General features: G+C 66.3%; 12 protein-coding genes. All 12 read left to right on the top strand.

The window, feature by feature from the left end:
- Positions 1–11 precede the first annotated feature (11 nt).
- The gene (locus ACTDXD_RS25055; protein ID WP_440124859.1) at positions 12–428 is read left to right on the top strand and encodes a PspA/IM30 family protein; all 417 of its coding nucleotides are present in this window, start codon (positions 12–14) and stop codon (positions 426–428) included.
- Positions 429–494: 66 nt separating this feature from the next.
- Positions 495–1568: an N-acetyl-gamma-glutamyl-phosphate reductase gene (gene argC / locus ACTDXD_RS25050; protein ID WP_440124858.1), complete on the top strand. Its 1074-nt coding sequence runs from the start codon at positions 495–497 to the stop codon at positions 1566–1568.
- A complete protein-coding gene (gene argJ / locus ACTDXD_RS25045; RefSeq protein WP_440124857.1) occupies positions 1565–2821 on the top strand; it encodes a bifunctional glutamate N-acetyltransferase/amino-acid acetyltransferase ArgJ in 1257 nt (418 codons plus the stop codon). Before argC ends, argJ begins: the two co-directional genes overlap by 4 nt.
- A 40-nt stretch (positions 2822–2861) precedes the next feature.
- Positions 2862–3773, top strand: coding sequence for an acetylglutamate kinase (gene argB, locus ACTDXD_RS25040; protein WP_440124856.1), 912 nt, complete (start codon positions 2862–2864; stop codon positions 3771–3773).
- Positions 3770–4960 carry an acetylornithine transaminase gene (locus ACTDXD_RS25035; RefSeq protein WP_440124855.1) on the top strand — a complete coding sequence of 397 codons (1191 nt, stop codon included), beginning with the start codon at positions 3770–3772 and terminating at the stop codon, positions 4958–4960. The genes argB and ACTDXD_RS25035 overlap by 4 nt, the downstream gene beginning before the upstream one ends.
- Before the next feature lie 2 nt (positions 4961–4962).
- Positions 4963–5892, top strand: coding sequence for an ornithine carbamoyltransferase (gene argF, locus ACTDXD_RS25030; RefSeq protein ID WP_440127789.1), 930 nt, complete (start codon positions 4963–4965; stop codon positions 5890–5892).
- Between the two features lie 2 nt (positions 5893–5894).
- The gene (locus tag ACTDXD_RS25025) at positions 5895–6404 is read left to right on the top strand and encodes an arginine repressor (RefSeq protein WP_440124854.1); all 510 of its coding nucleotides are present in this window, start codon (positions 5895–5897) and stop codon (positions 6402–6404) included.
- Positions 6405–6461: 57 nt separating this feature from the next.
- Positions 6462–7661: an argininosuccinate synthase gene (locus ACTDXD_RS25020; protein WP_169686759.1), complete on the top strand. Its 1200-nt coding sequence runs from the start codon at positions 6462–6464 to the stop codon at positions 7659–7661.
- A 2-nt stretch (positions 7662–7663) separates the two neighbouring features.
- Positions 7664–9088 carry an argininosuccinate lyase gene (gene argH / locus ACTDXD_RS25015; RefSeq protein WP_440124853.1) on the top strand — a complete coding sequence of 475 codons (1425 nt, stop codon included), beginning with the start codon at positions 7664–7666 and terminating at the stop codon, positions 9086–9088.
- A 131-nt stretch (positions 9089–9219) separates the two neighbouring features.
- On the top strand, positions 9220–12207 hold the full coding sequence (locus ACTDXD_RS25010) for an alpha/beta fold hydrolase (RefSeq protein WP_440124852.1): 2988 nt from the start codon (positions 9220–9222) through the stop codon (positions 12205–12207).
- A gap of 38 nt (positions 12208–12245) precedes the next feature.
- Positions 12246–12467 carry a Trm112 family protein gene (locus ACTDXD_RS25005; RefSeq protein WP_054807378.1) on the top strand — a complete coding sequence of 74 codons (222 nt, stop codon included), beginning with the start codon at positions 12246–12248 and terminating at the stop codon, positions 12465–12467.
- Positions 12464–13069: a DNA-3-methyladenine glycosylase gene (locus tag ACTDXD_RS25000; RefSeq protein WP_440127788.1), complete on the top strand. Its 606-nt coding sequence runs from the start codon at positions 12464–12466 to the stop codon at positions 13067–13069. Before ACTDXD_RS25005 ends, ACTDXD_RS25000 begins: the two co-directional genes overlap by 4 nt.
- Positions 13070–13075: the final 6 nt, after the last annotated feature.

Genomic DNA, 13075 nt, shown 5'->3' with positions numbered 1-13075 from the left:
AGCCTGAGGAGATGAGCACGCACGAATCGTCCCCAGAGCGCGTACCGGATCCCGACAGTCCGGAGGAACCGGTACCGGATGTGACACCGGCGGGGCCCGACACGCCGTCGGTGCCCGATGTACCGCCCGGTCCATCGATACCCGACGTTCCACCTATCGATCCGGAACCATCGCCCGATCCCGACATCACACCGACCGGGACACGAGCGCCGACGATCGAGGAGGTGACCGGGTACACGGAGGGCGGGGTACCGACCTTCGACTCGGTGCGCGACAAGATCGAGCGGCGAGCCGGTACAGCGACCGGCATGGAGGAGCTGGCCCACGAGAGTGCCGCGGGACGGAGCCTCGATGAGAAGTACGAGGAGCACAGGAAGGCCGCGGCCGACAGATTGGACGAGATCCGGCAGTCGATGAAGAAGACCTGATCGGGGAAAGCCCGGTATGGGAACCCAGTGATGAAATAATTTGCATGAGCGTGCATAATCAATCGCATGGGTAACTCACCGGCATTCACAGCGACACCGCAGTCGCCACTCCGGGTCGCAGTAGCGGGCGCCAGCGGCTACGCGGGTGGCGAGGTCCTACGCCTGCTTCTCGCGCATCCCGCCTACCTGGACGGATCCCTCGTCATCGGTGCACTGACCGCGGGTGGCAACGCGGGCGCCGCCCTGCGCGAGTTCCATCCGCACCTGCACCCGCTCGCGGAGCGAGTGCTGGCGCCGACCGACCTCGACTCGCTTGCCGGTCACGACGTCGTCTTCCTCGGGTTGCCGCACGGCCACTCCGCCGCGCTCGCCGAGCAACTGCCCGGTACTACTGTCGTGATCGACTGCGGCGCAGACTTCCGGCTCGAGGACTCCGACGACTGGCAACGCTGGTACGGAACCGACCATGCAGGCACCTGGCCCTACGGACTTCCGGAACTCGCCGGAAAGCGGGAGCAGCTCACCGGCGCCACCCGCATTGCGGTCCCCGGCTGCTACCCGACGTCCGCGACACTCGCGCTGGCCCCGGCCGTCGCTGCAGGCATCGTCGAACCGGCAGTCCGGATCGTGGCGGTCTCCGGAACCTCCGGCGCAGGCAAGTCCCCTCGAGTCGACCTGCTCGGTTCCGAAGTGATGGGCTCGGCGCGCGCCTACGGCGTCGCGGGCGCACACCGGCACACGCCGGAGATCAAACAGAATCTGTCCGCGCTCGCAGGCGCACCGGTGACGGTCTCGTTCACCCCCGTGCTGGCCCCGATGCCGCGCGGGATCCTGGCCACGTGCACCGCCCCGACCACAGCGTCGATCGCAGAGGTGCGCGCCGTATACGAAAAGGCCTATTCCGACGAACCATTCGTGCATCTGCTTCCCGACGGCGTGCTACCCGCGACCGGCGCCGTCGTCGGATCCAACGCCGTGCAGATCTCGGTCACCGTCGACACCGACGCCGGACTTCTGGTCGCAATCGCCGCGATCGACAATCTCACCAAGGGCACCGCAGGCGGTGCCGTCCAATCCATGAACCTTGCCGTCGGTCTACCCGAGACCGCGGGCCTGCCCACAGTGGGAGTTGCACCGTGACCGAGAGCGCCGACAAGCACGCAGACCACGTCTACAGCGACGCGGTCGACATCGCCGGGGGACGGCTCATCCGCACCCAGGGCGTCACCAGCCCCGCCGGATTCCGCGCCGCAGGAATTCCCGCAGGTATCAAGATCTCCGGCAGGCCCGATCTCGCGCTCGTGTTCAACGAAGGCCCCGACCTCACTGCCGCCGGTGTGTTCACGGCAAACAAGGTCAAGGCCGCACCCGTCCTGTGGTCCCAGCAGGTGCTGGCCTCGCACGCATTACGCGCCGTGGTCCTCAACTCCGGGGGAGCCAACGCATGCACCGGACCCGGCGGATTCCAGGACACCCATGCCACCGCCGAAGCCGTCGCCGAGGCGCTGAGCAACTGGGGTACCGAGACCGGCGCCGGCGAGGTCGCCGTGTGCTCGACCGGACTCATCGGCGACCGATTGCCCATGGACAAGGTGCTCTCCGGCGTCCAGGACATCGTGCACGAACTTGCCGGTGGCATCTCCGGGGGTACCGACGCCGCCTACGCCATCATGACCACCGACACCGTGCCCAAGCAGGCTGCTCTGCATCACGCCGACAAGTGGAATGTGGGTGGCATGGCGAAGGGCGCGGGCATGCTGGCACCTGCGCTTGCCACCATGCTGTGCGTGGTGACCACCGACGCCGTCGCCACCGCCGAACAGCTCAGCCGAGCGCTGCGCGGCGCGACCCGCATGACATTCGACCGACTCGACATCGACGGTGCCACCAGTACCAACGACACGGTCCTGCTCCTCGCATCCGGCGCCAGCGGTGTGAGCCCGACGCAGAACGAACTCGATGCTGCCGTCCTCGCGGTATGTGACGACCTGGCAGCGCAGATGATGGCCGACGCCGAAGGCGTCACCAAGCGCGTCATCGTCACGGTGCGCGGTGCCGCTTCCGAGGCCCATGCCCTGATCGGCGCCCGCACGGTTGCCCGCGACAGCCTGGTCAAGACCGCGCTTTTCGGCTCCGATCCCAACTGGGGCCGTGTCCTCGCTGCGATCGGCATCGCCCCCATCGAACTCGACCCCGACAAGATCTCGGTGACGTTCAACGGCAGCCCGGTGTGCATCGACGGAGTCGGCGCTCCCGGCGCCCGTGAGGTGGACCTGTCCGGCATCGACATCGCGTTGGAGATCGACCTCGGTGTCGGCGACGCCGAAGCCTCCATCCGTACCACCGACCTCTCGCACGCCTACGTGGAAGAGAACTCGGCCTACTCGTCCTGATCGAGCGGCCCCCAGATCACCGGTCGATACAGGAGACCCCATGACCGACGACCTCATCGCGAGCCTGACCTCGCACCAGAAGGCGTTCGTACTCGCCGAAGCTCTGCCGTGGCTGCAGAAATTCCGCGACAAGATCGTCGTCGTCAAATACGGCGGCAACGCCATGACCGACGGCGCCCTCAAAGTTGCGTTCGCTGCCGACATGGCGTTCCTGCGCACCGTCGGCATACATCCGGTGGTGGTGCACGGCGGGGGCCCACAGATCAACACCATGCTGAAGCGGCTAGGCATGGAAGGCGAGTTCCGCGGCGGTTTCCGGGTGACCACCCCCGACGTCATGGATGTCGTACGCATGGTGCTGTTCGGACAGGTCGGCCGCGAACTCGTCGGCCTGATCAACAGCCACGGGCCCTACGCGGTCGGGATCTCCGGTGAGGACGCGCAGCTGTTCACCGCGACCCGGCGCACCGTCCTGGTAGACGGAACCGATACCGACATCGGGCTCGTCGGCGACGTCACCACCGTCGACCCCGCGGCGGTGCTCGACCTCATTGCGGCAGGACGCATCCCCGTAGTGTCGACCATCGCGCCCGACGCGGACGGCGTCGTGCACAACATCAACGCCGACACCGCGGCCGCAGCCCTCGCCGAAGCGCTCGGCGCGGAGAAACTCGTCGTCCTCACCGACGTCGAAGGTCTCTACACCGACTGGCCGGACCGTAGCTCGCTCACCTCGTCGATCGACACTGTCGCACTCGAGGCGCTCCTTCCGTCCCTCGACTCCGGGATGGTCCCGAAAATGGAGGCGTGCCTGCGCGCCGTACAGGGCGGAGTTCCCAGCGCGCACGTCATCGACGGGCGCCAGCCGCACTCCGTCCTGCTCGAACTGTTCACCGAAGAAGGTATCGGCACCATGGTGGTGCCTGCCCACGACCAGGAAGGCGCCGCATGACCGGCACGTCCGAGCTCCAGCAGCGCTGGGCCGGCTCACTCATGAACAACTACGGGGTGCCCAAGGTCGCGCTCGTCGCGGGCGACGGCGCCGTCCTCACCGACGCCGACGGTAAGCAGTATCTCGATCTGCTCGGCGGCATCGCAGTCAACAGCCTCGGTCACCGCCACCCGGCCGTCATCGAGGCCGTCACCGCGCAGCTGGGCCAACTCGGGCACGTGTCGAATCTGTATGCCTCTCAGCCGGTTCTCGACCTCGCCGAACAACTCCTCGGACGCTGGGGGCACCCGGGTCGCGCGTTCTTCTGCAACTCCGGGACCGAAGCCAACGAAGCCGCGTTCAAGATTGCGCGGCTCACCGGCCGTCCCAAGATCATCGCCGCCGAGAAGGCATTTCACGGTCGTACGATGGGTGCCCTTGCACTCACGGGTCAACCTGACAAGCGCGCACCGTTCGAACCGATGCCGGCAGGCGTGGAATTCGTTCCCTACGGCGACCTCGACGCACTCGCCGCCGCGATCGACGACACCACCGCCGCCGTGTTCCTCGAACCGATCATGGGTGAGTCGGGCGTCGTCGTACCGCCCGAGGGATACTTGGCAGGTGCTCGTCGCCTCACCTCCGAACACGGCGCGCTGCTCGTGCTCGACGAAGTGCAGACCGGCATCGGCCGCACCGGCACCTTCTTCGCGCATCAGGCGGCAGGAATCGTCCCCGATGTGATGACGCTTGCCAAGGGACTCGGCGGAGGCCTCCCCATCGGCGCGGTCCTCGCAACCGGATCCGCCGCCGATCTGCTCACCCCGGGCAAGCACGGCACCACCTTCGGCGGCAATCCAGTGTGCGCTGCTGCGGCGCTCGCCGTGCTGCGCACCATCGACGAACAGAATCTGCTCGCCCACGTCGATTCGGTGGGCAAGGCGCTCTCCGCCGGAATCGAAGAACTCGGTCATCCGCTCGTGGATCACGTGCGCGGTTCGGGCCTGCTTCTCGGCATCGTGCTCACCGGCACCAAGGCCGGTGCTGTCGAAGCCGCCGCGCGCGACGCCGGGTACCTGATCAACGCGGCCGCAGCCGATGTGATTCGTCTCGCGCCGCCGCTCATCCTCACCCAAGAGCAGGCGGACGGATTCGTCACCGCACTGCCAGGCATCCTCGACACCGCATCCCAGGAAGGGGGCCGGTGACCATGGTCAGACATTTCCTCCGCGACGACGATCTCACCCCGGCGGAACAGAACGAAGTCCTCGAACTCGCCGCAGAGTTGAAGAAGAATCCGCTCTCGCGTCGCCCACTCGAAGGCCCGTACAGCGTCGCTGTCCTCTTCGACAAGACGTCCACACGGACCCGCTTCTCGTTCGATGCGGGCATCGCACAACTCGGCGGACACGCGATCGTCGTCGATGCGGGCGCCACCCAGATCGGCAAGGGCGAAACCCTCGACGACACTGCGCGCATGTTCTCCCGCTTCACGAAGGCGGTGGTCTGGCGCACGTACGGTCAGGACCGTATCGAGACGCTCGCCACTCACTCCGACGTGCCCGTGGTCAATGCGCTCACCGACACCTTCCACCCTTGCCAGGTTCTCGCAGACCTGCAAACCATCCGCGAGCACAAGGGCAGCACCGCAGGCCTGAAGATGACCTACTTCGGTGACGGCGCCAACAACATGGCGCACTCGCTGATGCTCGGCGGCGTCACCGCGGGCATGCACGTCACCGTCGCCACCCCAGAAGGGTTCGCCCCCGACCCGGATGTCGTCGAGGCCACCCGTGTCCGTGCCGAGCAGACCGGCGGAAGCATCACGATCACCGGTGAGCCGCGGGCCGCGGCGGAGGATGTCGACGTCCTCGTCACCGACACCTGGGTGTCCATGGGACAGGAGAACGACGGCCTCGACCGAGAGGCGGTGTTTCGGCCGTTCCAGCTGAACGACGAGATCGTCGCACTGTCGAAGTCCGACTCGATCGTGTTGCACTGCCTTCCCGCCTACCGGGGCAAAGAGATCACAGCCGAGGTCATCGACGGTCCCCGCGCGGTCGTGTGGGACGAAGCGGAGAATCGTCTGCACGCGCAGAAAGCACTGCTCGTGTGGCTGCTCGAACAGAGCCGGAGCTGACGATGAGCACCGCGCCCGACCGAGACGACATTGCGGTGAGCGCTCCGACTCGGGCGGCCCGGCAAGCACGCATCATCGCGTTGTTGGCCGCACGCGCGGTGCGCAGTCACACCGAGCTCGCGGCCATGCTTGCCGATGAGGGCATCGAAGTTTCGACCGCCACGCTCTCCCGTGATCTCGAGGAACTCGGAGCCGTCAAGCTCCGGGCGGCCGACGGGGGAGCAGGCGTGTATGTCGTCCCTGAGGACGGAAGTCCGGTCCGCGGCGTCACGGGTGGCACCGACCGACTGTCGAAACTTCTCGGCGAACTGCTCGTGTCGACCGACTCGAGCGGCAACATCGCGGTGCTTCGTACCCCTCCCGGAGCAGCGCACTATCTGGCCAGTGCACTCGATCGTGCATCATTACCGGAAGTGGTCGGCACGATCGCGGGTGACGACACCATCGCTGTGATCGCCCGGGAACCGAACACCGGAGCCGACCTGGCTGCGAAAATCGAATCACTCGCCTGACCTACCACTGATCGACAGACGTCAAAGACAAGAAAGATAAGAAGGAGCACAATCACCATGGCCGATCGCGTCGTACTCGCCTACTCGGGCGGGCTGGACACCTCCGTTGCCATCAGCTGGATCGGCAAGGAGACCGGCAAGGAGGTCGTCGCCGTCGCCATCGATCTCGGCCAGGGCGGCGAGGACATGGAGGTCGTGCGTCAGCGCGCCCTCGACTGCGGGGCTGTCGAATCCGTGGTCGTCGATGCCAAGGACGAGTTCGCGACCGAGTACTGCCTGCCGACCGTGCAGGCCAATGCTCTGTACATGGACCGCTACCCATTGGTGTCTGCGATCAGCCGTCCGCTGATCGTCAAGCACATCGTGCAGGCTGCACGGGAGCACGGCGGCACCATCGTGTCGCACGGCTGCACAGGCAAGGGCAACGATCAGGTTCGATTCGAGGTCGGCTTCGGCGCCCTCGCTCCCGACCTGCAGGTCATCGCGCCCGTCCGCGACTACGCCTGGACCCGTGAGAAGGCGATCGCGTTCGCTGGTGAGCACGGCCTGCCGATCAACGTGACGAAGAAGTCTCCGTTCTCGATCGATCAGAACGTGTGGGGTCGCGCTGTCGAGACCGGCTTCCTCGAAGACCTGTGGAACGCTCCGACCAAGGACGTCTACGACTACACCGAAGACCCGACCCTCAACTGGCAGGCCCCCGACGAGGTCATCATCAGCTTCGAAGCGGGACGTCCTGTCGCCATCGACGGCAAGCACGTCACCACACTCGAAGCGATCCAGCAGCTCAACAAGCGTGCCGGTGCCCAGGGTGTGGGCAGACTCGACATGGTCGAGGACCGTCTCGTCGGCATCAAGAGCCGTGAGATCTACGAGGCTCCCGGCGCGATCGCGTTGATCACGGCTCATCAGGAGCTCGAGCACGTCACTCTCGAACGCGAGCTCGGCCGCTACAAGCGTCGCGTCGAAGAGCGGTGGAGCGAGCTCGTCTACGACGGCCTGTGGTTCTCCCCGCTCAAGTACGCGCTCGACGCATTCGTCGAGAAGACGCAGGAACGCGTCACCGGCGACATCCGAATGGTCATGCACGGCGGTCATATCTCGGTCAACGGTCGCCGCAGCCCCGAGTCGCTGTACGACTTCAACCTCGCCACCTACGACGAGGGGGACAGCTTCGACCAGTCGAACGCCAAGGGCTTCGTGCAGATCCACGGCCTCTCCTCGAAGGTCGCGGCCAAGCGCGATCTGGGCCTGTAACAATGACTCAGGCTCACGGCACCAACGAAGGTGCCCTGTGGGGCGGCCGGTTCGAATCGGGACCGGCCGCCGCCATGGCGGCTCTGAGCAAGTCCACGCACTTCGACTGGGTGCTTGCCCCGTACGACGTGCGCGCCTCGCAGGCCCATGCGAAGGTCCTGCACCGTGCGGGGTTGCTGACCGAGTCCGATCTGGCGACGATGCTCGACGGTCTCGAACAGCTCGCCACGGACGTCGCCTCAGGGGCGTTCACCCCGGCAGAATCCGACGAGGACGTACACGGTGCGCTCGAACGCGGACTCATCGAGCGCGTCGGTCCCGAGATCGGTGGGCGGCTGCGGGCGGGACGGTCGCGAAACGACCAGGTCGCCACGTTGTTCCGGATGTGGCTCCGAGACGCGGCCCGGCGTATCGGCGACGGAGTTCTCGACGTCGTGGAGGCGATCGCCGGGCAGGCTGCGGCGCACCCGGACGCGATCATGCCGGGCAAGACGCACCTGCAGGCCGCGCAGCCTGTGCTCCTTGCACACCACCTGCTCGCGCACGCGCATCCGCTGCTGCGAGACGTCGACCGCGTGCGCGATTTCGACAAGCGCGCTGCCGTGTCGCCATACGGGTCGGGCGCGCTGGCGGGGTCGTCGCTAGGGCTGGACCCGGATGCGATCGCCGAGGATCTCGGGTTCGACTCCGCTGCGAACAACTCGATCGACGCGACCAGTTCGCGCGACTTCGCGGCCGAGGCTGCGTTCGTGTTCGCGCAGATCGCGGTCGACCTATCGCGGATGGCGGAAGAGGTGATCCTCTGGAGCACACCCGAATTCCGGTACGTCACACTCGCCGACGCATGGTCAACAGGGTCGTCGATCATGCCGCAGAAGAAAAACCCCGATGTGTCCGAGCTCACGCGCGGAAAAGCCGGGCGTCTGATCGGCAACCTCACCGGTCTGCTGGCCACGCTCAAGGCACAACCGCTCGCCTACAACCGAGACCTCCAAGAAGACAAGGAACCGGTCTTCGATTCGGTTGCGCAACTCGAGTTGTTGCTGCCCGCCATCACCGGGCTGATAGCGACACTGACGTTCCACACCGACCGCATGGCAGAACTCGCACCGGCCGGTTTCACCCTCGCGACCGACATCGCGGAGTGGATGGTCCGGCAGGGCGTGCCCTTCCGGGTTGCACACGAAGCGGCCGGGGCGTGCGTACGTGTCGCAGAAGCACGTGGTGTCGGACTCGATGAGCTCACTGACGACGAGCTCGCTGCGGTCGATCCCGCCCTCACTCCTTCTGTCCGTGAGGTGCTCACGGTCGAGGGATCGGTGGCCTCGAGGAATGCGCGCGGCGGCACGGCAGGTGTCCGCGTCGCCGAGCAGCTCGACGACGTGCGGGCCGAAACGCAGAACCTGCGCTCGTGGGTGCGCGCCTGACCGAGTAGAGCTCGGACCACGATCTGTTGCCATCGGGCGACACTTCGTGGGGCACCACCGACAGGGGCGGGCCGTGTGGCACTCTGAGACCGTGAACCGGGACGTCGGACGCCAGGTGGAGGGGGCGGTAGGTGGAACTCAGTTCTGACGCGGTGATCGGGTCCCTGCGGCGCATCATTGCCACGGCACAGAACGGTCTCGAGGTGGTCCGTTTCGGCGGCCTGGAATCGGGGGCAACGCCGTCTCCGTTCCAGGTCGTCGTGCGTACCCCGATGTACCGGCTCCGTCGGTACTTTCCCGAAGCCGACACCGCCCGCTCAGGAATTCCGATCGTGCTCGTGCCTCCGATGATGATGGCGGCCGATGTGTACGACGTCACCCCCGACGCGGGTGCTGTCGGGATGCTGCAGTCGCTGGGACTGGACCCGTGGGTAGTCGATTTCGGGTCGCCCGACCAAGAAGAAGGCGGGTGGGGACGCACGCTGACCGATCACATCGTGGCCCTCGACGACATCATCGATCGGGTCCACGAGTACACGGGTCGCGACGTCCACCTGTCCGGGTACTCGCAGGGCGGAATGTTCTGTTATCAGGCTGCGGCATACCGGCGGAGCCGCAACATCGCGAGCCTCGTGACGTTCGGGAGCCCCGTCGACACCCTGGCAGCGCTCCCATTCGGTATTCCCGATGCCCTCGCGGTCAGATCCGCGGACTTCCTGGCCGACCACGTATTCAACCGGCTTGCGATCTCGGGCTGGATGGCGCGCACCGGCTTCCAGTTCCTCGATCCCGTCAAGACCGTACGCTCACGCATCGACTTCCTCATGCAGTTGCACGACCGTGAGGCACTTCTTCCGCGTGAACCGCAGCGCAGGTTCCTCGATACGGAAGGTTGGGTGGCATGGTCGGGGCCGGCCGTCGCAGAACTGCTGCGGCAGTTCATCGCGCACAACCGGATGATGAGCGGCGGGTTCGTGATCAACGACCGCGCGGTCAGTCTCGCTGAGATCACCTGCCCGATACTCGCTTTCGTCGGTGAGGTCGACGACATCGGCCAACCGCTCGCGGTTCGAGGCATCCGCAAGGCCGCGCCTCGCGCCGACGTGTACGAGTATTCGCTGCGCGCGGGTCATTTCGGTCTCGTCGTGGGATCGGTTGCTGCACAACAGACGTGGCCGGCTGTGAGTGAATGGGTGCACTGGCGTGACGGCCAATCGGACCGGCCCGTCGGAGTGGTTCCGATGGAAACGCCGAATCCGCACGGAGAAGACGAGACCGGTGTGACAATCGGTAATCGCATCACTCACACAGCCACGACGATCGCCGAGGTGGGTACCGAACTCGTCGAAGGCGTCGCAGACATCGCCGTCGGCGCTGTACGGGGTGCCCGCGAACTGTCGGGGGAAGCGATACGTGCTCTACCGCGGCTTGCTCGGTTGCGGCAACTCCAATCCCACACTCGTGTCTCTGTCGGAGGATTGCTCGCCGAACAGGGCAGCAAGGCCGCTCAACGCGAGTGCTTCATCTACGACGACCGCGTGTACACGTACGCGGTCGTCAACGCTCGGATCGACGCCATCGTCCTCGGTCTCGTCAGTTGTGGAATCCGCCCGGCCATGCACGTCGGCATCCTGATGGGAACTCGTCCCAGCGCTATGGCGGCAGTTGCTGCGGTGTCGCGGCTCGGCGGGGTGTCGGTGATGCTGGCCCCTGGTCCGGACCTCGCCGAGGCCATCAGGCTCGGCGCCGTCGAGAAGGTCATCACCGATCCGGAGAACCTCGACCGCGCCGCCGCTACCGGTCTGCCCGCGCTGGTCCTCGGCGGTGGCGACGTTCGCGACCTGGATGTTCCGCCCGGTGCTGACGTCGTCGATCTCGAACGGCTCGACGTGTCGGCCGTGGAGCTGCCGGGCTGGTACGTGCCGAATCCAGGGCTCGCTCGCGAACTGGCGTTCATACTGTTCACGGGTAGCGGCGACGCACTCGAGATGAAGCGGATCACGAATCACCGGTGGGCGTTGTCGGCCTTCGGCACTGCGACCGCAGCGGCCCTCGACCGCGGCGACACCATGTATTGCCTTGCACCTCTGTATCATTCGTCGGGTTTGCTGGTCGGGCTCGGGGGAGCTCTTGCGGGTGGCGCCCGAATCGCTCTGTCGCGGGAATTGGACCCGGCGCGGTTCCGCGAGGAGATCCACCGCTACGGGGTGACGGTGGTGACCTACACCTGGTCGATGCTCCACACTGTCCTCGGCAGCTCCTCCTGGCACTCCGACGATATCCATCCCATCCGATTGTTCCTCGGGTCCGGTATGACACCGGGCCTGTGGCGGCGCACCCTGGAGCGATTCGCGCCGGCGCGGGTCCTCGAGTTCTACGCGTCGACCGAGGGCGACATCGTGCTGGCGAATGTGTCCGGGGCCAAGATCGGTTCGAAAGGGCGTCCCTTGCCAGGCAGCGCCGAGGTCCGACTGGCTGCCTACGACGCGATTGCCGGACGACTTGTCGAGGGCGACCGCGGGTTCGTCCGTGAATGTGACTCCGATGAAGTCGGGTTGCTGCTCGGCCGACGGGGTCACTCGGCGGAAAGCCTCACCGCAGTGATGCGGGGTGTGTTCGAGCCGGGCGACAGTTGGGTCCCTACCGACAATCTGTTCCGGCGCGATGCCGACGGGGACTTCTGGCTCCTCGACAACAAGCGTTCGGTCATCGTGACACCGCACGGCCCGGTCTATGCGCAGCCGGTCGTCGATGTTCTCGGCAGTCTCCCGCGCGTCGACCTCGCAGTGTCGTACGGAGTGTCCGTCGGCCACGCCGATATCGCAGTGGCGGCAATCACGCTCCGCGAGAACCGGGCGCCGACCGCGTCCGAGATCACAGTGGCCCTCGACGCCCTGCCGGTCGACGAGCGACCGGATCTGGTTCATGTGGTTGCGGAGATAGCTCTCGGACCGTCGTATCGCCCGGTCACCGAGGTTCTGCATGCACGAGGGTTACCTGCTCCCAGCGTCCGGTCCTGGTATGCAGACCCCGCGACGGGGGCGTACCGACGGTTCACCAAGGCGGTATGGACGAAGTGGACGTCGGGCACGGACCGCTCCGGCCCGGTCGCGCGGTAGCCTGAGCGCGTTCACCACCAACCGTCGAGAGGACCTCCGTGGCCGTCGATCCCACACTGTTGAGCATCCTGGCCTGCCCGCAGGACAAGGGTCCGCTTCTGCTAGTCGACGACACGGTGCTGTACAACCCCAGGCTGCGCCGCGCCTATCCCATCGAGAACGGAATTCCGGTTCTGCTCGTCGACGATGCACGTGACGTCTCCGACGCCGAGCACGAGGATTTCGTCGCGCGCGGTGTCGCCGGGTGGGTGGCGAGCTGAGCTCGGACCGCCTCTCGGCTCTCGATCCGGTTGCTGCAGCGCGCGCCGTGCTGACTGCTCACATCAGAGTTGGCGAGGTGACACTGCGTGTTACCGAGGTCGAGGCCTACGGCGGACCCGAAGACAGCCCGTGGCCGGATCCGGCCGCGCATTCGTACCGGGGCCCGACCGGTCGCAATCGAGTCATGTTCGGTCCTGCCGGACACCTGTACGTCTATCGGAGCTACGGAATCCATCACTGCGCGAACATCTCGGTCGGTGCCCCCGGCGTGGCGTCCGCGGTGCTGTTGCGCGGTGCCGAAGTGCTCACCGGTGAAACCGCAGTACGGACTCGGCGGACGCCCGGCACCCCCGTGGAGAATCTCGCTCGGGGCCCGGGAAATCTTGCGCAAGCACTCGGGCTGACCCTCGAGGACAACGGTCTGGATGTATTCGCGCCGGGTGCGCGGGTATCGGTCACCCTCGCCGAAGTGGTGACACAGGTGGAGGCGGGACCGAGGGTGGGAATCAGCGTCGCTGCGGACCGGCCGTGGCGGTTCTGGATCCGCGGTGGGGTCGGCGTCTCCGCATACCGAAGGAGCCCACGCGCTCCGATCCTCTGAGCCGTA

Source organism: Rhodococcus sp. SJ-3, assembly GCF_051918125.1.
Lineage (GTDB): Bacteria > Actinomycetota > Actinomycetes > Mycobacteriales > Mycobacteriaceae > Rhodococcus.
The sequence above is the reverse complement of the archived record's forward strand: the minus strand, read 5'-3'. Positions and strand labels throughout refer to the sequence as shown.

Coding starts and splice junctions, on each gene's coding strand:
- ACTDXD_RS25055 (WP_440124859.1), top strand. CDS start 12: ATGAGCACGCACGAATCGTCCCCAGAGCGCGTACCGGATCCCGACAGT.
- argC (WP_440124858.1), top strand. CDS start 495: ATGGGTAACTCACCGGCATTCACAGCGACACCGCAGTCGCCACTCCGG.
- argB (WP_440124856.1), top strand. CDS start 2,862: ATGACCGACGACCTCATCGCGAGCCTGACCTCGCACCAGAAGGCGTTC.
- ACTDXD_RS25025 (WP_440124854.1), top strand. CDS start 5,895: ATGAGCACCGCGCCCGACCGAGACGACATTGCGGTGAGCGCTCCGACT.
- argF (WP_440127789.1), top strand. CDS start 4,963: ATGGTCAGACATTTCCTCCGCGACGACGATCTCACCCCGGCGGAACAG.
- ACTDXD_RS25020 (WP_169686759.1), top strand. CDS start 6,462: ATGGCCGATCGCGTCGTACTCGCCTACTCGGGCGGGCTGGACACCTCC.
- argH (WP_440124853.1), top strand. CDS start 7,664: ATGACTCAGGCTCACGGCACCAACGAAGGTGCCCTGTGGGGCGGCCGG.
- ACTDXD_RS25035 (WP_440124855.1), top strand. CDS start 3,770: ATGACCGGCACGTCCGAGCTCCAGCAGCGCTGGGCCGGCTCACTCATG.